The 19,196-nt window shown below is 46.2% G+C and carries 17 protein-coding genes; 9 read left to right on the plus strand and 8 right to left on the minus strand.

The annotated features are described in order from the left end of the window. The first annotated feature begins 6 nt into the window (after positions 1-6). The 5 genes from ACN6MW_RS25080 (at position 7) to ACN6MW_RS25100 (ending at position 6,854) form a co-directional block, all read left to right on the plus strand. The gene (locus ACN6MW_RS25080; RefSeq protein WP_419872582.1) at positions 7-837 is read left to right on the plus strand and encodes a carbohydrate ABC transporter permease; all 831 of its coding nucleotides are present in this window, start codon (positions 7-9) and stop codon (positions 835-837) included. Positions 838-862: 25 nt separating this feature from the next. Then, a complete protein-coding gene (locus ACN6MW_RS25085; protein ID WP_419872583.1) occupies positions 863-2,212 on the plus strand; it encodes an ABC transporter substrate-binding protein in 1,350 nt (449 codons plus the stop codon). 123 nt (positions 2,213-2,335) lie between these two features. Continuing rightward, positions 2,336-4,114 carry a sensor histidine kinase gene (locus ACN6MW_RS25090; protein ID WP_419872584.1) on the plus strand — a complete coding sequence of 593 codons (1,779 nt, stop codon included), beginning with the start codon at positions 2,336-2,338 and terminating at the stop codon, positions 4,112-4,114. Further along, positions 4,107-5,711 (plus strand): response regulator transcription factor, encoded by a 1,605-nt coding sequence (locus ACN6MW_RS25095; RefSeq protein WP_419872585.1) that lies wholly within the window; start codon positions 4,107-4,109, stop codon positions 5,709-5,711. The genes ACN6MW_RS25090 and ACN6MW_RS25095 overlap by 8 nt, the downstream gene beginning before the upstream one ends. A gap of 147 nt (positions 5,712-5,858) precedes the next feature. After that, on the plus strand, positions 5,859-6,854 hold the full coding sequence (locus tag ACN6MW_RS25100) for a cell wall hydrolase (protein WP_419872586.1): 996 nt from the start codon (positions 5,859-5,861) through the stop codon (positions 6,852-6,854). 81 nt (positions 6,855-6,935) lie between these two features. Here the strand turns inward: ACN6MW_RS25100 and ACN6MW_RS25105 are convergent, their stop codons facing one another. Continuing rightward, positions 6,936-7,598: a TetR/AcrR family transcriptional regulator gene (locus ACN6MW_RS25105; protein WP_419872587.1), complete on the minus strand. Its 663-nt coding sequence runs from the start codon at positions 7,596-7,598 to the stop codon at positions 6,936-6,938. A 281-nt stretch (positions 7,599-7,879) separates the two neighbouring features. On the opposite strand from ACN6MW_RS25105, the gene ACN6MW_RS25110 reads away from it, so the two are divergent. Further along, positions 7,880-8,722, plus strand: a complete 843-nt coding sequence (locus tag ACN6MW_RS25110) for an SDR family NAD(P)-dependent oxidoreductase (protein ID WP_419872588.1) — start codon at positions 7,880-7,882, stop codon at positions 8,720-8,722. A gap of 54 nt (positions 8,723-8,776) precedes the next feature. Here ACN6MW_RS25110 and ACN6MW_RS25115 read toward each other — a convergent pair whose 3' ends face one another. The 5 genes from ACN6MW_RS25115 to ACN6MW_RS25135 form a co-directional block, all read right to left on the minus strand. Beyond that, complete coding sequence (locus tag ACN6MW_RS25115) at positions 8,777-9,091, minus strand: hypothetical protein (RefSeq protein WP_419872589.1); 315 nt, start codon at positions 9,089-9,091, stop codon at positions 8,777-8,779. Positions 9,092-9,093: 2 nt separating this feature from the next. Further along, positions 9,094-9,255: a hypothetical protein gene (locus tag ACN6MW_RS25120; RefSeq protein WP_419872590.1), complete on the minus strand. Its 162-nt coding sequence runs from the start codon at positions 9,253-9,255 to the stop codon at positions 9,094-9,096. After that, positions 9,252-10,142, minus strand: a complete 891-nt coding sequence (locus ACN6MW_RS25125; protein ID WP_419872591.1) for a DNA ligase — start codon at positions 10,140-10,142, stop codon at positions 9,252-9,254. The genes ACN6MW_RS25120 and ACN6MW_RS25125 overlap by 4 nt, the downstream gene beginning before the upstream one ends. After that, positions 10,139-10,981: a Ku protein gene (locus ACN6MW_RS25130; protein WP_419872592.1), complete on the minus strand. Its 843-nt coding sequence runs from the start codon at positions 10,979-10,981 to the stop codon at positions 10,139-10,141. The genes ACN6MW_RS25125 and ACN6MW_RS25130 overlap by 4 nt, the downstream gene beginning before the upstream one ends. Before the next feature lie 162 nt (positions 10,982-11,143). Beyond that, on the minus strand, positions 11,144-12,817 hold the full coding sequence (locus tag ACN6MW_RS25135; protein ID WP_419876441.1) for a ribonuclease J: 1,674 nt from the start codon (positions 12,815-12,817) through the stop codon (positions 11,144-11,146). 257 nt (positions 12,818-13,074) lie between these two features. On the opposite strand from ACN6MW_RS25135, the gene ACN6MW_RS25140 reads away from it, so the two are divergent. After that, positions 13,075-14,289: a chromate transporter gene (locus tag ACN6MW_RS25140; protein WP_419872593.1), complete on the plus strand. Its 1,215-nt coding sequence runs from the start codon at positions 13,075-13,077 to the stop codon at positions 14,287-14,289. 201 nt (positions 14,290-14,490) lie between these two features. Further along, positions 14,491-15,842 (plus strand): IS1182 family transposase gene (locus ACN6MW_RS25145; protein ID WP_419871355.1). Its coding sequence is split into 2 segments (ribosomal slippage): positions 14,491-15,058 and positions 15,058-15,842, totalling 1,353 coding nucleotides; the frame shifts between segments, so codons are not numbered across the junction. 197 nt (positions 15,843-16,039) lie between these two features. On the opposite strand, the gene ACN6MW_RS25150 is transcribed toward ACN6MW_RS25145, so the two are convergent. Both ACN6MW_RS25150 and ACN6MW_RS25155 read right to left on the minus strand, forming a co-directional pair. Then, positions 16,040-16,846 (minus strand): DUF2935 domain-containing protein, encoded by an 807-nt coding sequence (locus ACN6MW_RS25150; protein WP_414698849.1) that lies wholly within the window; start codon positions 16,844-16,846, stop codon positions 16,040-16,042. A gap of 161 nt (positions 16,847-17,007) precedes the next feature. Beyond that, positions 17,008-17,130, minus strand: coding sequence for a sporulation protein YjcZ (locus tag ACN6MW_RS25155; protein WP_419872594.1), 123 nt, complete (start codon positions 17,128-17,130; stop codon positions 17,008-17,010). Between the two features lie 280 nt (positions 17,131-17,410). Here ACN6MW_RS25155 and ACN6MW_RS25160 point away from each other — a divergent pair, with 280 nt between their 5' ends. Continuing rightward, positions 17,411-19,195: a sensor histidine kinase gene (locus ACN6MW_RS25160; RefSeq protein ID WP_419872595.1), complete on the plus strand. Its 1,785-nt coding sequence runs from the start codon at positions 17,411-17,413 to the stop codon at positions 19,193-19,195. Position 19,196: the final 1 nt, after the last annotated feature.

Genomic DNA, 19,196 nt, shown 5'->3' on the forward strand with positions numbered 1-19,196 from the left:
ATTCCTATGAGCTCGTTACGTGTTAGCCGTATTATTGTTACTTTATTAATGAGTGCCTGTGGGATCATGTTCGTCATGCCATTCCTGTGGATGCTCTCCGCTTCTTTTAAGCCGGAGCTTGATGTGTTGGCTTATCCTATTCAATGGATTCCGGAAAATTGGAATATCGTTGAAAATTACCGGGAAGTTTGGTTTGGCGCGCTGCCCTTTAGCTTGTACTATTGGAACACGATCAAGATTACCTTACTGACAACCGTTTTCTCTCTGATTATTTCAGCTATGGCTGCATACGGTTTTTCGAAAATATCGTTCAGAGGGCGCGATTTGCTGTTCATCGTTATTCTCGCGACCTTCATGATTCCGAGCCAAGCAATCTTAGTGCCTCAATTTATTATGTACCGATGGTTAGGCCTATTTGACAGCCATACCGGCTTAGTGTTATTAAGCGGTTCCTCCGTGATCGGAACTTTCCTTCTTAGACAATTTTATATGAGCATTCATAACGAAATTATCGAGTCGGCGCGCATAGACGGTGCCAACCATTGGACCATCTTTGTTCGAATTACGCTGCCGTTAGTAAAGTCTGCATTGGCTACCGTAATGATTCTGCGTTTTATATGGACATGGAACGATTATCAGAACCCGTTGATCTTTCTGCGGTCAGACCATTTATTTACGCTTCAGTTAGGGATGACGAAATTTTCCGACGTGAATGGAGAGTTTTATTCGCTCATGATGGCAGGTGCCGTATCTGCAATCCTGCCATTGCTGATCATCTTCATCTTCGGTCAAAAGCATGTTATTGAGGGAGTAGCTTCAGGGAGCGTCAAAGGATAGAAAAGTGAAACCAGGGGGAAACGATATGATTAAGAAATGGATGACGAGTTCGGCCATCGTATTTATGGCTGCGCTATTATTTTTGGCAGGCTGTTCCTCGTCAATGGGAACTAATGGAACAAATGCCAGTACCGATAAAGACAAGGATGGAAAACAGGTCACGATTAAGGTTCACACTTGGTACAATCTAAAAGCTGAAAATTTCGAACCCGTGAAACAGGCATTCGAGAAGCAGTATCCGAATATCAAAGTCGAATTCGTATCGGCAGGAGATAACAATGCTGCCGAACAAGTGAAAAAAGTCGACTTGGCCGCAGCCTCGGGTGAAAATATGGATGTCATCATGTTCTCACAGCCTTCTTTTTACGTGCAGCGGGTTGAGCTCGGCATGATCGAGCCGCTAGATGATTATTTGAACAAAGAAGGAATCAAATTTGAGGATGAATACACCGTCAATACGCAAGAAAATGGCAGAATCTACGGTCTGCCAGGTAAATCGGTCAATTTGTTCGTTGCGATTAACGAAAACCATCTGAACGAAGCAGGACTGCCGATTCCGACAGATTGGACTTGGGACGAGTATCTCGACTATGCCAAAAAATTGACAAAACTCGGCGACGGGAAAAAACGGTATGGCACGTATTTCCACGGCTGGACCAATCCGTATGCCATGATTGGCCTCGTGAACCAGTCCCAAAACGCCTACCTTGTCACGGATGATGGCGAGACCGCCAATATTATGAATCCGAATATGCTTAAATCGCTGGAAGTGCGTTTGCAAGCGGAGAAGGATAAATCGGCAACTCCTTACGCCGAGGTAGTTAGCCAAAAGTTGAACTATCGTCCTCAGTATTTCAATGAAGACGCGAGTATGATCGTAACAGGAACGTTCTTCCTTCCCGAGACGGGGGGGACAGAAAAAGTGCCGGCTACTTTCAAAACAGTGTTTGCGCCATATCCAAAAGTAAATAAAGAAGATCCGATCACGACCTCCGTCTCAGCAGATATATTGACGATGTACAGTAAGTCGAAGCATAAAGAGGAAGCGTATACGTTCATCCGTTGGTTTACAACGCAAGGGCTAGTTGAGCAGGGCAGAAATATTCCATCCTGGAAAAAGGCCAATATGGAAGAAGTTTTGGATAAAATCATCGCTGCAACGTCTAACCCTGAAATGATTGACAAGGAATCGGCGTTGAGCTTTTTGAAGAATAGCGTGATGGTTCCCGTCATAAATCCGCCAGCCTACTCGGCAGAAGTGGAAAAAATGATGCAGGAAGAGTTCGATAAAATGATGCTGCAAGGCCAAGACATCGAAAAAACGATGAATGCGGCACAAGAGAGAATTCAAAAGCTGATTGATTCGAATTCATAATCGCTTCCATGGGAAAATATGATGCATTGGCTTTTAATGGATAGAAGTGAATAGTTTACTAAGCTGGAGCAGCCTTTACGGTGCTCTAGCTTTCGTCAGTTTTTAGGGAAAGGAAAGCGTGGAATGAAAATCAACTTCTTGAGAAAGCTGTCGCTTAGACAAAAACTGATCATGACATCCATGGTTTGTTTGATGATTCCTACGCTTGTCATGCTATATAACACAAGCTTGTTTTCGCAACAAATTATACGCGAGCAAGCATTGAACAGCGCAAATCAGTCGTTAAGTATTATTCAGTATCAAATTCACGGCATGATCGAAGAAATGGTTGAAGTATCGAATCGAGTTCAATTCAATGATGAGCTCAAGATGCTGCTTCAAAGCCCGGAAGATCCGTTAAATACGATGTCTGTTACTGCCCTGCTGGAACAGATGGGGAATGCAAGACCGGATATCCGCCTTACTTTGCTCACAAAGGATGGACGTTATTACTCCAACTATTCTTATTACGAGTTTGATCCTTCCTCATTTCGCAAACTGCCATGGTTCAAAAGCTTATCTGGATTATCGCCGTTTGAAACCATGTATTTGGGTGTACAACCCAATTATTTGAAATTTCAAGCGGAAGAAGATCCGTATGTGATCATGACAGCCCGCGCTTTGACTGGTTATTCCGCGGAACCGTTCGCCTATTTGATTGTTAGCCGCTCGGAAAATACGGTCAGCAATATGATTGACAACCTGACCGAAGACATTTATTTATTGGATCAGAATCAACGGATTCTGTCCTTCCGCGACGAAAGCTATATCGGCAAAAACTTCAGCAGCCTGATGTCGGCTAGGACAAACGTATCACCTGAGATGATTAACATAGCAGGAGAAAACCAAATTTTTGTTTCGCTGCCCGTTCAATATGCCGATTGGTCATTGGTTAGCTTGGTCCCCTATGAGCAATTAACCGACAAAGTGAATCGGATATACCGATCGGGCCTGCTGCTGCAAATCTTGTTTGCTGCGGGGTTTCTGCTTTTCCTCACCTATTTACTCCGTAAATTCACCAAACCGATAAAAATTTTAGGCGATGTAGCGCTCAAGGTAGAGTCGGGTGACATGCAAATCCGATCAAACGTGAGGGCGGGGGATGAGGTAGGCCGACTTGGCAAATCTTTTGATCATATGCTCGACCGCATCTCGGAGATGATCGAACGAATAAAACTGGAGCAAGAGCTTAAGAGACAAGCGGAACTTGCAATGCTGCAAGTACAGATTAATCCGCATTTCTTATTTAATGTTCTAAGTTCGATCCGATTAAAGCTTCTTTTGAAAGGCGATGACGAGAATGCCGAGCTGGTCGGTTCGTTATCTTCACTGCTGCGGGCTACCCTCTCCTCCCAGCAGGAGTTTGTTTCTTTGCGGACCGAAATCGAAATTACCCAGCAGTATATGGAGCTGATGAACTTTTCGCTGCGGCATCAAATCGAGTCAACGATCGAAATCAATGCGGAGCTGCATATGGAAACCGTTCCAAGATTTATTCTCCAGCCTATCATTGAAAATTGCTATAAGCATGGTTTTTCAAAGGGGGGCGGTATCATTTCTATCCAGGTGGAAAAGACGGAAGAAGCCTTACGCATTACGATTAAGGATAATGGCGCCGGTATGAGCGCTGAAACCTTGGGCCGCATCCATGTCGGCTTAAAGCGCAGTAAGCTGCAAATCATGGAGAGATATGACCGAAACGAAGGAACGCCGGCGGGGATAGGGCTTACGAATGTGTATGATCGGCTAAAATTAATATATGGCGATTATTTTCAGATGATAATGGAAAGCGAATATCAAAAAGGGACGACGGTTCTATTCATTTTCCCCGCTACCATGATGGAGGGAAAGCAAAATGTATAAAGTAATCATTGCAGATGATCACATGCCGGTTCTTGAATATTTGAGAGCCAAGCTCCCATGGGAAGAGCTGGGATTAGAACTAATTGCAGCCTGTTCGGATGGGGAGGAAGCACTCCAAGCATGCAAGAGCCAAACGCCTGATATCTTAATCACGGATATCGGGATGCCTATCATGAATGGTTTAGAACTAATTGAAGAAGCACGTAAGCTAAATCCGGGTCTCAAGACGGTTATTTTATCCTGCCATGAAGAATTCCATTTTGCACAGCAAGCGGTAAAACTGAATGTAAATGATTATATTTTGAAAGAAACGATGCGTATCGAGCAGTTATCGGACATTGTGAGCCAGCTCATTTTGACGCTTCAAAAGGAAAAAGCGATACAAAACGACCATCAAAAGCTGTTGGCAGCCATCTCGCATGGCCTCTCCGCGCTAAAAACAACCTTTTTACAATCGCTGATTGACCAGCCGGTATTGGATGAGACGGAGTGGGAGCGCAGAGCCGAGAATTTGGGGATTCTATTAACAGCCGGCCGCCGCTATTTACCTGTGTTATGCAAACTCGAACGCTTCTCGGATGTAGAGGATCGATTTGGAGGAGCGCATCAGGTCAGGTTCGTCGCGGAAAATGCATTAAATGAAGCTGTTCAAATCACCGATCATATCGTGTTAGCCCAAAATGAGAGGACTTTTTACATTCTCTATCCTTATCCGAAGACGATAAAAATTAATGTAAGGGATGGGATAACCGATGATCTGCAGAGGGTTCAAAAATTGTTCCTTCGCAGCCTGAAAATCGGGGTCTCTTTTTATCTGGGCGAAGCCTTTGATTCCATGACAACGTTAAAGAAACAGATTAGAATGCTGCAAAATATCAAAACGTTACGATTCTATTCGGGGGAGCATCGCATTCTAAATGCGCAGCACGCGGAGCCGACGGAGGAGGAACTATTCGTACACTACAGCGAGGCCGTAAATGATATGAGAAAGGGTATTCAATCCGATGATACTGCTCTGCTGAAGAGGATGGTCGATAAGTGGCTGGAGCATATAGAACGGCAAAGATATCCTGTCGATTCCGTACGCGGCTGGGTGCTGAAAATCGTGTCTGACATCGAACTGAAATACTCGGTCATGCATCATTTTTTGACTAATTACAGTGCGGAATTGCTGCAGCGAAAAATTTATGCCATAGATACGTTGGATCATCTTGGCAATTGGTTTTTGCAATTTCTGCATGAGAAGATGGACGCAGTCAGAGCGAGCAAGGATCATTCCATACGCAAAGAAATCGCGGAAGCGCAAAAATATGTTCGCATGCATTTAAACGAGAAAATCGTTATGGATGAAATGGCCAGAAGATTAAATTTAAATCCTACCCACTTTAGCCGCATTTTCAAAAAAGAAACCGGAGAAACCTTTGTCGAATTCGTTACCAAATGTAAAATGGAAAAAGCCCGGGAGCTGCTGGATAAATCCAATCAAAGCATTGAACAAATCTCGCAAGAACTTGCTTATGACAATGCCAGTTATTTCAATAAATTATTTCGTGCACACTCCGGGATGTCGGCGAATGAATACCGCAAAAATATGTAGATTGCTTCTTGAAACGCACAAGAAATGGTAACGCGCGATTAATTCTGTGAAAATGTTAATCCTAAAGGTGTATTTAGCTGTGATATAATTTTGCCCAGAAGATGAATGTTGGGAGTTTAACCCAACATGATGTGCTGGGAGGTACTCATGATTAGAGAAGGCATGCCATTCAAAAGACTTTTTACCGTAATGGTTTTGGCGTTTTTTCTGCTCTGTAACGGACCGATTTCTATTGTCTCCGCGGGAGAAGCCGGGGCTCCGAGTGATTTGAAGATAAAACTTAACGGCGAATTGGTGAAGATGACAGACCCTGCTTTTATACGGGACGGAAGATTGTATGTGCCTATGGCTCGCATTGCCGGGTTGTTCGGAGCGAATTTTAGTTGGGACGGCGTGAATGAGGAAGTAACGATATATACAGCATTAGGGGATACCATTGTTCTTGGTAACGGTGTACCCGTAGTCTATTTCAACGAAGGCCGCTACCGGATGGATGCGGCTCCGATCTTGACGGACGGCAGGCTCTATGTTCCTCTGCGTCAGCTGTCGGAATTGCTGCACGCTAACGTGCAAATGAATACAGAAACAGATGTCATCGAACTCACAACGGTGCAGCCAGCCGTTATAACGAAAGAGTACGGATTGGATGATATAAGCAAGGAATTTGGCAGCAGCATGCCCGAATTATTGAAGAGGAACGGGCTGGATGGCAAAGCAACCGACAAACCGGGAACGCAGCTAAAAGTCGTTATTCCTTCGATCTTCAATCATCCGGTAAAACCGTTCACGGAATCGGACCTCATGCTGCTTGCCAAAATTACGATGGTTGAAGCCGGTTATGAGTCCTATGAGGGTCAGCTTGCCTTAGCCAATGTCATTTTAAACAGGGTAAAGGATACAAACTTCCCGGATACGATCCGCGACGTTATCTATTCAGGGAAGCAGTTCCCGCCAGCCCATAACGGTTTGCTTGACAAAAGTAAACCTAATGCAAGCGTGCTTCGCGCCGCCAAGGATGCCTTGAACGGCAAGAACAACGTGGAGAATGCGGTCTATTTCTTTAACCCCAATATATCCAAAGGATCGTTTTGGTCCAGCCTGGATGTCATTGCGACAATCGGCCATCATCGTTTTGCAAGATAGGAAGATTGGAAAGCCCGCTATGGCCGTCAGGCCGCAGCGGGCTTTTTTTCTTGAACGCGGAATGCTTGATTTGGTTTCCCCTTAGCGAATGGGATCCGGAAACAATGAGCTTACAATCAAAGATAAGGTTTGACGGTATAAGGCATGGGCCGATTGTACATCACCCAAATGTCCGCCAAAGTAAAGATGAATAACGCCGTGAAGCGGGGCCCAGAACATACGCACAACGGTTTCGGTGTCATACTGGCCGGAAATCAATCCATTTTCTTGCGCATGGCTGACCATGGTCAATAATTGACGCATGGCGGTTACGGTGCCTTGCATGCTTCCCTCATCCGGTTTAAAATCAGCGAAAGCTCCTCCGAACATCAGCTTATAATAGCTGGAGTAACGCTGTCCGAACTGCCAATAGGCTTCGCCTATATTCCGTATATACTGAGCCGGATGGGCAGCTTGCGGCGTCCCCTCGAGTACATGGGCAAGAATTTTGCAGCCCTCAAGATAAAGCTGCTGAGCCAATCCTTCTTTATTGACAAACAAGCTGTAAATAATTTTCGTCGAGCAATCCATTTTCTGTGATACTCTGCGCACGGTTACGGCTTCCGGTCCCTCTTCTTGTAAAAGCGCTGCCGCAGCATCAATAACAAGCTTGCGGAGATTCTCATTATTTTGCAAACGGACTTCTTGGTAGGTTTTTAACTGTCGTGTGTTCGTGTTCGCGGAGGAATTGTCTTGATCGCTCATACTCATCACCTTTGGTTATCGTGTTTTCATTGGGAAACGGAGTTTCCGAGTCTCATATCAGGAATTTTATATCGTAACCGGACCCTTGTCAATGTAACGTTGGGAGTACTAAAAAGTTCATGTTGACTTTCTGAATAAGCAATAATACAATGATACCAATCGGAAACACTGTTACCAAATAAGATGATTCCTCGGTTCCAAGAGAATCGAGAATTACGCATGCAGCATTGGTAACAATGTTTCTTTTAAAAAACATTGTATCTAGCGAGGAGAGATGAGCGATGACGAATAAAGGGAAATGGGCGCTAATTACGGGGGCTTCTTCTGGGATCGGAGAGCAATTCGCGCGGCAGCTGGCCAAACAAGGAAGCCATGTAGTACTCGCGGCCCGGTCGAAGTCGAAGCTTGAAAGCTTGGCATCCGAACTCCAAAAGGCGTATGGTATCAAAGCCGAAGTGATTGTAGCGGATCTTGCGAAAGAGGGGGCACCCAGCGAGTTATATCAGCAGTGTCAACGTTTGAATGTAGATATCGAACTGTTGATCAACAATGCAGGTTTTGCTACGCATGGTTTGTTTGAACAAGTATCAGGTGAGCGCCAACATGAAGAAGTCATGCTAAATGTCGCTGCCGTTGTCGATATGACCCACTTGTTTTTGCCGAATATGCTGCTCAAAGGCTCTGGATCGGTCATTAATGTTGCTTCAACCGCCGGTTTTCAGCCATTGCCCTATATGGCCGTATACGGGGCGACGAAAGCTTTCGTCTTGTCGTTTACACAAGCATTATGGTGGGAAAACCGCGATCGCGGCATAAAGTTTTTTGCGCTTTGTCCCGGTTCGACGGATACCGACTTCTTTAACGTCGTAGGAACGGATGAAGCCTCTGTCGGAAAGAAAGACACACCGGAAAGAGTAGTGGAGGTTGCCCTTCGGGCTTTGGAGGAAGGAAAGCTGTTTGTCGTACCGGGCATGCAAAATTATGTTGGGGCGCAGTTATCACGGTTCATTACGCGAAAGCAAGGTCTCCGGCTTGTTGGAAGCATGCTTCGACCGCGCAGTGAATCCGTTACATATAAGAATAAGGTTAATCAATCTGATCTTGCAGGAAAGAGCATACGCTGAATACAATAGGGGCGGAGAGGCAACGATGGTGACTACCTTCATTGCCCCTCGCACTTATCCTATTTCGTTATCCTCGATATATTCACGTGCTTTATCCAGCGTATTGCCGATTTCACTTGCATCATGTTCGAGCCATTCCACGGCTTCGTCGGGTCCCATGCTGCCTTGCATGACCCCTCCGACAACATAATCCAGCTCATCCGATGCCTTATCGATATCGCTTACTAATGATTCCTTGTCATTTTCTTTCATTTCTTTTGTTGATTTGCCGCAGTGAATGCACAGATGATCCAGTAAATCCTCGACAGGGATCTGGCTTACCCCGTTACAGCCGATGCAGGTAACCAACGTCGTCTTTTCATTGAGCATTCTTATACTCCTTCCAAATCATGAATATCATGCTCAACAACGTGCTTCCAGCCGCTGCCCATTATCCAGGAAACCTCTACATGCAGGTTAGATACCCTGCGGACTTTGCCTATTTTTGAATCTTTGGGATAGCCTCTCAACCGTACGTTATCTCCCTCTTTCATGGTTCATCTCCGCCTCCGAATCCTATTAATTTGGGCTGTCGCAGCAGACCGGTATCGGTAAACTCCAGAGCAGTCACGCGGCAGGGAAACGGCACACTCAACCAAACGACGTCAGACTTTTTCATGCCTGCCGACAATTCCGGAAAAGGACAACTCCCGCGATGAGTTCGCATGAATTGCTCAAGCACCTGTTTGGATGCGTTGTCCAAGCCGGAGACATGGCCGATGTACCGATCCTCGTAACGCAGCACGAGACTGGATACTTTTTTATCCCTCAGCTTCACTCCGACGACATCTGCGACGATCCGTACTTCTTTCCGCTTTTTAAACCAATGATTATGTTTCTTGCCTTCGACGTAAGGGCTGTCCAAATGCTTAGAAATGATGCCTTCCCATTCCCTGTCATTAACCCAGTTCCAAAGGGCGGGTCCATCATAAAACAGGTCACTGACAAACAGCCGCGGCTCCTTGTTCGGGAATTTGGCGGCAAGACGCGCATACCGCTCCTTGAAAGGGAGGGACCTTATATCTTCTCCGTCGTCATACAATAAGTCGAACATGACGTAAATGAGGGATTCGTCATATTTTCTTTTGCGGACGCCAAGCCGGACGCGTTGGAAATTCGGCCTTGTACCATCGAAATACGCGATTTCTCCATCCAAAACCGAAGCGCCGATGTTGATTGGCTTCAAGAGATCGACGATTTCCGGAAAGGTACTGTTTCGGGGCTCCATCCGTTTCGAAAAAAGCTCGACGCCGTTTCTGCCGTCCAGCCGTACCGGCGTGCGCACGCCATCCCATTTAATTTGATACCCCCACTCCGGACCAACCGGTATATCTGGAGAGGTTACAGGCGCCATCGGTACAGAAGGAAGGAGCATGTTCATGAGACATGATCCTTCGCATTCTTCGCGGTGCGCTTTCTTTTTGGCGCAGCCGCAGGCGGGGTCATCTTGGTAGCGTCTAAGCTGGCTTGCAAGGTAGCCAAGAGATCAATCACGTTAGAGCGTCCTTCTGCGGCAGGGGAGGATACGATATCGATGCTTTCCTCGGCCATCTTTTGCTCGATTAATGCAGTTAACGCTAACCGGTAATCATCCGTATATTTTTCCGGATCAAACGTCTCGCTGAGCTGCTCCACAAGTGCTTTGGCCATCGATAATTCCTTTTCGTTCACCACGCTTACGGGAGGTAAATTAGGAACCTGGGTTAATGAGCGGATTTCGTCCGGAAAATACATCGTTTCTAAACAAATACAGTTTCCGACCACCCGGATGGCAGCCAAGCTGCTTTTGCTTCGGATGGATATTTTGGCAATGCCGATCTTCCCCGTTTGTTTAATGGCCTCAAGCAGCAAACTATATGCGCCGGCTCCAGCCATGTCAGGTGATAAGTAGTAGGCTTTTTGAAAATACAGCGGATCGATATCCTGTAAGTCAACGAAATCTAATATTTTGATCGTTTTAGCGGATTCATCTTTAATGCTATCGAGCTCTTCTTCTTTAACGATAACGAACTTGTCTTTCTCATACTCGAAACCTTTCACGATTTCATCCGGGCCGATTTCCTTTTCGCAGTGCCGGCAAGTTTTTGCGTAATTAATTGGCATCCCGCATTCCTTATGCAGGCTTCGAAAATGTATATCTTTATCCTCGGTGGCGGTATACATTTTTACCGGCACATGGACTAATCCGAAGCTGATTGCGCCTTTCCAGACCGTATGCATGTCTATCACATCCATTTTTTCTTTTAGGGTGCTCTGGGCGGTAAAAAGTATACGGCTATGAAATATATTCCGTGACATCTAACGATCTGGATGCGCGCAAAAAAAATCCCCTGCAGCTCTAAAAAGAGGTGAGGGGAACTGGGTCTTTAACTGCGTCTTCATCTACACTTCAATTATGATGGGCAGAATCATCGGTCTTCTCTTTGTTTTGGCGTATAAATATTTGCTTATCGATTCCTTGATTCGATGCTTGAGAATAGACCATTTCCCGTCATTTCCGTTTTCTTGAAGGTCTCCGATCGTTTTAATTACTAACTGGCTGACTTCACCCAACAGGGCTTCGGATTCTCTCACATAGACGAAGCCGCGGCTAATGATATCAGGTCCCGATAGAATGGTCCCTTCGGTTCGGCTAAGCGTAATCACCACCACTAGAATACCATCCTCGGCGAGGTGTTTACGGTCTCGTAAGACGATATTTCCGATATCGCCGATCCCGAGCCCATCGACAAGCGTATTTCCGGCTGTGACTTTGCGCAGCTGCTGGACATTTTCGCCTTTGATATCAAGGACATCACCGTTATTTAAAATGTAGATATGGTCGCTTTCGACGCCTACGGATTCAGCCAATTGCCGGTGCTGGTACAGCATTCGATATTCTCCGTGAATGGGAACAAAAAACTTAGGTTTCATCAGCGTTAGCATAAGCTTAAGTTCTTCCTGGCTGCCATGACCGGAGACATGCATTCCTGAGGCAGCACTGGACCCATGGATGACGTTTGCGCCAAGCAAATAGAGATGATTCAGCATGCTCGCAACGTTTCTTTCATTGCCGGGAATGGGGGAAGACGCTAAAATAACCGTATCTCCAGGTGAAATTTCGGTATGCGGATAGGTGGAGCTTGCAAGGCGGGAAAGAGCGGCCAGCGGCTCTCCTTGGCTTCCCGTACACAAAACGGCTACTTGCTCTCTCGGAAGCGAATTGGCTTCCTTTGCCTCAATCAGCATCCCATCGGGTATGTTGATATATCCGAGCTCCTGCGCAATCGCCACCACATTGACCATGCTTCTGCCGAGCAGCAGCAGCTTGCGGTTTGTAATGATCGCGGCATCAACTACCTGCTGCAGGCGATTAACGTTGGAAGCGAAAGTCGACAAGAAAATTTTGTTTTGCGCTTTCTGGAACACTTCTTCGATCCGTTCTCCGACCAATCTCTCCGAGGGGGTAAAGCCCGGCCGTTCGGCGTTCGTGCTCTCAGATAATAAAACGAGAACCCCTTTTTCGCCAATGCCAGCCATTCTGTGAATATCGGGAAATTGTTTGTTGGAGGGCGAGAGGTCAAATTTAAAATCTCCGGTATGAACGACTGTTCCCTCTGGGGTGTCCAATACAATCCCAAGGCAATCAGGTATGCTGTGGTTCGTTCGGAAAAAAGAAAGCTTCATGGCGCCTAATTCGATTAAAGAGTCAGATTGGATTTCATGCAGCGTCGTTTCTTTGAGACGGTGCTCTTTTAGCTTTCCTTTAATTAAACCGAGCGTCAAACGCGTGCCGTACAAGGGAATGTTCAGCTGTTTTAAAATATAGGGAATACCGCCGATATGGTCCTCGTGCCCATGGGTAACCACCAAAGCGCGTACTTTATCTTTATTGTCCAAGAGATACGAAATATCAGGGACAATCAGATCGATGCCTAGAAGGCTTTCGTCCGGAAATTTCGAGCCGCAGTCAATGACGACAATATCGTCCCCATACTGTACAACATACATATTTTTGCCGATTTCATACACGCCGCCAAGGGCGAAGATCGAAAGCGTATCCGATTCTATGCTCATCTTATTCACTGTTTGTCCCTCCGGTACAATCATCATTAAGCTTTTCAAGTAAAAGTTAAGCTTAAAACTCGGATTATTGTGCCATTAATGCCATTGTTATATGCAGCTTAGGCATGCCATTTTGATTTCATTTTACTGCAAGGCGTATATATATAGAATTTGTTAAAAAGCAAGAAAGGGCTGAATCTCGTCCCGGCACAGGTTACAATGAAAGCAGCCTGCGTTGTCATTTTTGATCAAGGGAGCTAGAAAACGAAATGGAAACGATTCGAGAAACCGTAAAACAAGATAAAAAGATAGGAAGGTTTACAGCCGTAATAGAGGTTTTCGGCGCTTCCGCAAAACTCGGATTAACATCCTTTGGAGGACCGGTTGCGCATCTTGGTTATTTTCATAATGAGTATATCCGCCGTCGAAAGTGGATGGATGAACGAAGTTACGCGGAACTTGTGGCGCTGTGCCAGTTTCTTCCAGGACCCGCAAGCAGTCAAGTCGGCATTGGAGCAGGAATCGTAAGGGCAGGTTGGTTAGGAGGTCTGGCGGCTTGGCTGGGTTTCACGCTTCCTTCGATCCTTGCGTTAGTGGCGTTCGCTTTCCTAATTAAAAGCTATGACATCGGACTCATGGGTTGGATCCATGGATTGAAGATCGTAGCTGTAGCCGTCGTCGCCCATGCCGTCCTTGGGATGGGGCAGAAGCTTGCGCCAGACCGGGATAGGGCAACGATCGCGGTGATGGCAGCCTCGATAATATTATTTTGGCAGACGGCATACTCCCAAATCATCATTATTGCTGCAGCCGGGCTTATCGGGCTATGGCTGTACCGTAAGAAAGCAGCGGAAGCGGCTCCTGTATTGAACATAACGATCAGCCGTTCCTTTGCCGTGGCCTGTCTCGTTCTCTTTTTCATGCTGCTAATTGCGCTGCCTCTTCTCAGACAAGCGTCAGATCTCGAATGGCTGGCGATGTTCGACAGTTTTTACCGTACAGGTTCTCTTGTATTTGGCGGAGGCCATGTGGTTTTACCGCTTCTCGAGCACGAAATCGTTTCCGCGGGATGGGTAAGCAAGGAGGATTTCCTAACAGGGTATGGGGCCGCGCAGGCCGTACCGGGGCCGCTGTTTACGTTTGCGAGTTATCTCGGAACCGTTGCCGGTGGCTTACCGGGTGCGATTATTGCGACTACGGCCATCTTTCTTCCGGCGTACCTCCTCGTTGCCGGCGCTCTTCCTTTTTGGAGTGTTATGAGGAACAGCCCCAAAATCCAAGGCATGTTAGTCGGAATTAATGCTGCCGTTGTTGGTATTTTACTAGCGGCGCTGTACGATCCTTTATGGACGACGGCGATTATGGAACCGGGTGATTTCGCGCTGGCCGCCATTTTGTTTGTTATGCTTGCCATTTGGAAGCTGCCTTCTTGGTTGATTGTTATTACGGGATCGGCAGGCGGAATCATGCTTGGATTCCTTTAACGAGGTAACTTTCAATGGCTGAGAGGGGACTAATCTTGTACCGCGAACAATCAAAACAAAAACGAGTACCGTCTTCTAGAGACGGTACTCGTCAGGCTGTCGAGAAAGTCTCGACAGTCTTCTTTTTGTTTAATTAATTTAACACGACACCGCGTTAATACAGTATAATTATAGTAATTAAAACGAACGGATGGTGTCGTGATGCTGCGTACTAATCGAGATAAGCAACAAAATTACGAATTGGTTTCCATTGAGGAGCTAGTGCCCTCTGATCATATGCTTCGCAAGATCGATAAGCACATCGATTTCACCTTTATCGATGAGAAGGTTCGCCATCTTTATTCGCAGGATAACGGTCGTCCAGCTATTGACCCGCTTGTTCTCTTCAAAATGATCTTTCTAGGCTATTTCTATGGCATACGTTCCGAACGCCAACTTGAACGTGAAGTTCAGACTAATTTGGCTTATCGTTGGTTTTTAGGACTTGGGCTAACCGATCGCGTTCCAGACCACACCACGATCAGTTGGAATCGTCGTACGCGTTTTAAGGATACCTCTGTCTTCCAGGACATCTTTGATGAGATCGTGCTGCAAGCCATCTCTCACCGTATGATTGGCGGCCGTGTGTTGGTATCCGACTCCACGCACGTGAAAGCGAATGCGAATAAAAACAAATATACAAAAGAGCAGGTTCAGCAGAACACAAGGGATTATTTGGATGAACTGAACTCGGCAATTGAAACCGACCGTAAAGCGCAAGGAAAAAAGCTCTAAAACCACGAGAGGAGGTGAACGAAGACAAGGAAGTGAAGGTCAGTACAACAGACCCGGACAGCGGATATATGTTTCGGGAAGGCAAGCCGGAAGGCTTCTTTTATCTGGACCATCGTACCGTCGATGTGAAGTGCAACCTCATTACTGATGTTTTCGTAACCGCAGGAAATGTTCACGATTCCGTGCCGTACCTCTCTCGATTAGATCGTCAGCGTAAACGTTTTGGTTTTGCAGTTGAAGCAGTCGCACTTGATTCTGGTTATATGACGACCCCGATTTGCAAGGGACTTGAAGACCGCAACATTTATGGTGTTATTGCGCACCGCAGATTTCAACCGACACAAGGGTTATATCCCAAATGGAAATTTACATATGATGCCGAACGGAACTTGTATATTTGTCCCCAGCAACAAAAATTGCCTTACCGAACGACAGACCGACACGGATACCGACACTATGCTTCGGATCCGAAGATCTGTGCAGCATGTCCCATGCTAGAAAAGTGTACGCGCTCACGTAACAAGCGTAAGATCGTCACCCGGCACATCTGGGAGGACAGTAAAGAGCAAGTACGATTAAACCGCTTAAGCAAGTCGGGCAAAAGATTGTACCGAAAACGAAAAGAAACGATTGAGCGAAGCTTCGCGGATGCTAAACAGCTCCACGGGTTTCGCTATTGCCGGTTGCGCGGGTTAAACAACGTAATGGAACAAGCGTTGATGACCGCCGCCGTGCAGAACATGAAGAAGATCGCCCTCCACTTGGAACGGAGGGCGTGAGAGGTTTAAACCCTCTGTTTCTCACGAAAAGAGAAGATAAAAAACAAAAGAGAAACCCGTCGTTTTGAAAAAACGTGGGTTTCTCTACAAGCTGACGAGTACCGTCTTCTAGAGACGGTACTCGTTTTTTTGCTATGGCCAGCACCAGTTTGCCTGGCCTTCGTGTTTCTCTTAACAGCCCTGCTAGGGCTGGAACGTCATCCGGTTTTACCAGTAAGGCTTTCATCGAACATATCGATGATGATTAGGAAATGCTCCGCTTCCCTAAACACGTGATCCGCCAGCAGCGGATGGATGATGCTCTTAATCCGGCAGGCTTCAATTAAGTCCCGCGCCGTTTTCTTAAAGTCGCGAAGCGATTTAACGGAAACCCGATTTTGATCAAGAAATTGGTCAAGGAGCGGGACCGTTTGCGATTGAGGACGCATGGACTCCAAATCCTTGGCTTGAAACAGCAGTTGGTCGAATTCTTGACTGAAGTTATTGGCCTGCTCAACCAGCTGCCGTTCTGATGGATCTAACAGATGACTAATAAATTTGGCATGGTCGGCCATGATTCTCAGGAAGAATACATTCTCGTCTATGATCGCGTCAGGCAATGGCTCCAATCTGCCTAGATTTAATTCCGCTAACCGGTTCCTGAAATAATTGGCTTCCCTGCTCACGTGATCCACTAGCAATGGAAAGTTGTTTGCGCCGGGAAGCTGGCAGGTCAGAATCAATCCAAGCACCTTTCTCTTGAAGGCCCAAATATAGGACACGGCAGTATGGACTTCTTCATTAAATCTTCTGATTACGGCGGGATCCGTTCCCATCGTGTAGGCATTGGCTTTATTTTCTATCGTTTCAAAAATGGCGTAGAATTGATTCGCTTCATTTATCAGCTGGGTATCTTCGCATCGGAAGCCCAATCTCAAAAATAAGGAATGCTCCTTCATTATCCGCGACCAAAATCTTACTTCCTCTAAAGACCGTGCTACAAACGGATCTGGCAATGATATCATCTCCTTCGAGTGATCATACTCCAAATACTGTATGACGGCAGGCCTTCCCGTATTCTTTTTGGCTGGTTTTAATGCCTTACTCGTATGTAAATAGCTGCCGGGAAAATCCCGGCAGCCTGCTGCTATGATTAACGATGGTACCGCGTCAAGCTGCGAAGAAATTAATAGCCTTTGCCGTATCCGCCGCCAAAAACACCGCAGCTGCACGCTATAATGACCAACAAAATGAACAATACCAGGATCATGCCAACATTGTTATGAGCACCGCCAATAAAACCACTCATTATCATTCACCTCCCAAAGTTCTGAGTACCCTGTAGATTATGTATGACAGGCGCTTTGCGTATGGACGTTTGTACCGTAATGACACCAGCCTAGACAATGATCTTCATACGGTGGTATGTGTTAGAGAGGGAAATTAACTAATAATTTAGCGAGTTCAACTAAAAATAAGGGTGTGATTAGATAAACTCATTGACCATTCGGGGATGTGGTGTTAAATTAATGGGCGAAGGTACTTGCCGATTTCGGTTTGTTTAGTTAGTTTAGTTCGGTAGAGGTGAAATGATGGCCTATTGGAAAAATATTCGATTTCAAACGAAGCTGTTTGCCTTATTTATTTTACTGAGCAGTATCCCGACTCTGCTCCTTGGAACGATCGCTTATAAAAAATCATCCGATATGTTTCATAATCAGATGGAGCAGGATCTAAATGTAATACTCACGCAGGCTAACAACGCCATTGAACGCCAAATCAGCGACTTTGACAGGTTCACCATGCTGCCCTATTATCTGCCTGATATTTTTGATTTTCTCAATAAGCCGTATATTTCATCAGAGCAATGGGGGTCCGAGGAAATTAAGGCTCAAAGAACGATGGCTAGGCTGATGAGCGCTTATCCGTCCATTAATTCATCGATAAACGGCTTGATCATTTTCGGAATGAACGGTTCGATGAACGGCTATCGCATTGATGGAAATTCTACGTTAAATGGGGATGAGAAAGCAAAAAACAGCATGTGGTACAAGGAAGCGCTGAAGGAACAAGGGGGCTTCGTCATAACCGGCGTGCGGGAAGTGAAGCATTTCAACGGCGATTCCTTTAACGCCATCATTGGCTCCAGGCTATTGATGGACGAGGATTATCATCCGCTTGCCGTCATGGCTATTTTTATTTCGCCGAATTTCATCCCGAAGATCGTTCGCTCGCTGAATCTCCCGACCGTGGAAGTAACCGTGCTGGACAGGGACCGAAAGCTGATTTATGCGTCTGACCCTTTGCTTGCGGAACAGCTCGGTTCAATCGGACGGGAGCTAAAAAAAGGAAACTGGGAAGTCGAGGCTTCGCCCAGCCGAAGCGGAACGAAATACAGCGGCGTGTTTCAACAGAGTGAGTATTTGGGCTGGAAGATCTACATGGGCGTCGATCGCGACGAAATGATGAAGGGCAGCCGCTCAATACGGAATTTTACCGTTATTATCGTGATCGCGCTCTTCTTTATCGCAGCGGTTGTATCTTGGCTTTTGGCTAGAGGACTTTCTAAGCCGATCTACAGACTGATCAAATCGATGCGCGCGGTGGAAAAGGGTAACTTCTTCCTTCCCGCCTCGTTGGAGCGCGAAGATGAGATCGGCCGGCTGGAATCGAGTTACGGCAGAATGGTTCATCGGCTGAACGAATTGATTCAGTCGATTGAAGAGAAGGAACGACAGAAGCGCCATGCGGAGCTTTATGCCCTCCGTGCCCGGATCCAGCCGCATTTTCTATACAATACATTGAATTCCATTCGAATGCTTGCGATTCTTCAGCAATCCTCGCAAATTGCCAAGCTCATTCAATCGCTTAATAAGCTTCTCTACGCCAATATGAAATTAGACAGTGAGCTCGTTTCATTAGAAGACGAGATTTGTATCCTGAAGGATTATGTCCTGTTGATGGATCTGCGTTATACGAACGTGTTCGAGGTGGAATGGCAAATTTCCGGAAACGTCCAAGCTGCGTCCGTGCCTCCAATGCTGCTCCAGCCCATACTTGAGAACGCGATATTTCACGGTGCGAGAGGGTTGGAAAGGAAATTGCAAATCACGGTATCGGCCAAACTATCGTCTGATCAACGCATGTTAATCATTGAAATAACGGATGACGGCGCCGGTTTTCAAGAGGGTTCGCTTGCGTTAACCGAAGATAGGGAGGATAGCGCCGATTCGAAACATATCGGACTGCGAAATGTGCGGGACCGCATTCGCCTGCGATTCGGGGACGAATATGGTTTGACTGCCGAGCGGCATGATGGACAGACCCGTATTTTTCTAAAGATGGCGTATAAACCAATGGAAGTGGAGGGGTAAG

The organism is Pristimantibacillus sp. PTI5, from assembly GCF_048572955.1.
GTDB lineage: Bacteria > Bacillota > Bacilli > Paenibacillales > Paenibacillaceae > Pristimantibacillus.

Coding starts and splice junctions, on each gene's coding strand:
- ACN6MW_RS25080 (WP_419872582.1), top strand. CDS start 7: ATGAGCTCGTTACGTGTTAGCCGTATTATTGTTACTTTATTAATGAGT.
- ACN6MW_RS25085 (WP_419872583.1), top strand. CDS start 863: ATGATTAAGAAATGGATGACGAGTTCGGCCATCGTATTTATGGCTGCG.
- ACN6MW_RS25090 (WP_419872584.1), top strand. CDS start 2,336: ATGAAAATCAACTTCTTGAGAAAGCTGTCGCTTAGACAAAAACTGATC.
- ACN6MW_RS25095 (WP_419872585.1), top strand. CDS start 4,107: ATGTATAAAGTAATCATTGCAGATGATCACATGCCGGTTCTTGAATAT.
- ACN6MW_RS25100 (WP_419872586.1), top strand. CDS start 5,859: ATGATTAGAGAAGGCATGCCATTCAAAAGACTTTTTACCGTAATGGTT.
- ACN6MW_RS25105 (WP_419872587.1), bottom strand. CDS start 7,598: ATGAGCGATCAAGACAATTCCTCCGCGAACACGAACACACGACAGTTA.
- ACN6MW_RS25110 (WP_419872588.1), top strand. CDS start 7,880: ATGACGAATAAAGGGAAATGGGCGCTAATTACGGGGGCTTCTTCTGGG.
- ACN6MW_RS25115 (WP_419872589.1), bottom strand. CDS start 9,091: ATGCTCAATGAAAAGACGACGTTGGTTACCTGCATCGGCTGTAACGGG.
- ACN6MW_RS25120 (WP_419872590.1), bottom strand. CDS start 9,255: ATGAAAGAGGGAGATAACGTACGGTTGAGAGGCTATCCCAAAGATTCA.
- ACN6MW_RS25125 (WP_419872591.1), bottom strand. CDS start 10,142: ATGAACATGCTCCTTCCTTCTGTACCGATGGCGCCTGTAACCTCTCCA.
- ACN6MW_RS25130 (WP_419872592.1), bottom strand. CDS start 10,981: ATGCATACGGTCTGGAAAGGCGCAATCAGCTTCGGATTAGTCCATGTG.
- ACN6MW_RS25135 (WP_419876441.1), bottom strand. CDS start 12,817: ATGAGCATAGAATCGGATACGCTTTCGATCTTCGCCCTTGGCGGCGTG.
- ACN6MW_RS25140 (WP_419872593.1), top strand. CDS start 13,075: ATGGAAACGATTCGAGAAACCGTAAAACAAGATAAAAAGATAGGAAGG.
- ACN6MW_RS25150 (WP_414698849.1), bottom strand. CDS start 16,846: ATGATATCATTGCCAGATCCGTTTGTAGCACGGTCTTTAGAGGAAGTA.
- ACN6MW_RS25155 (WP_419872594.1), bottom strand. CDS start 17,130: ATGAGTGGTTTTATTGGCGGTGCTCATAACAATGTTGGCATGATCCTG.
- ACN6MW_RS25160 (WP_419872595.1), top strand. CDS start 17,411: ATGATGGCCTATTGGAAAAATATTCGATTTCAAACGAAGCTGTTTGCC.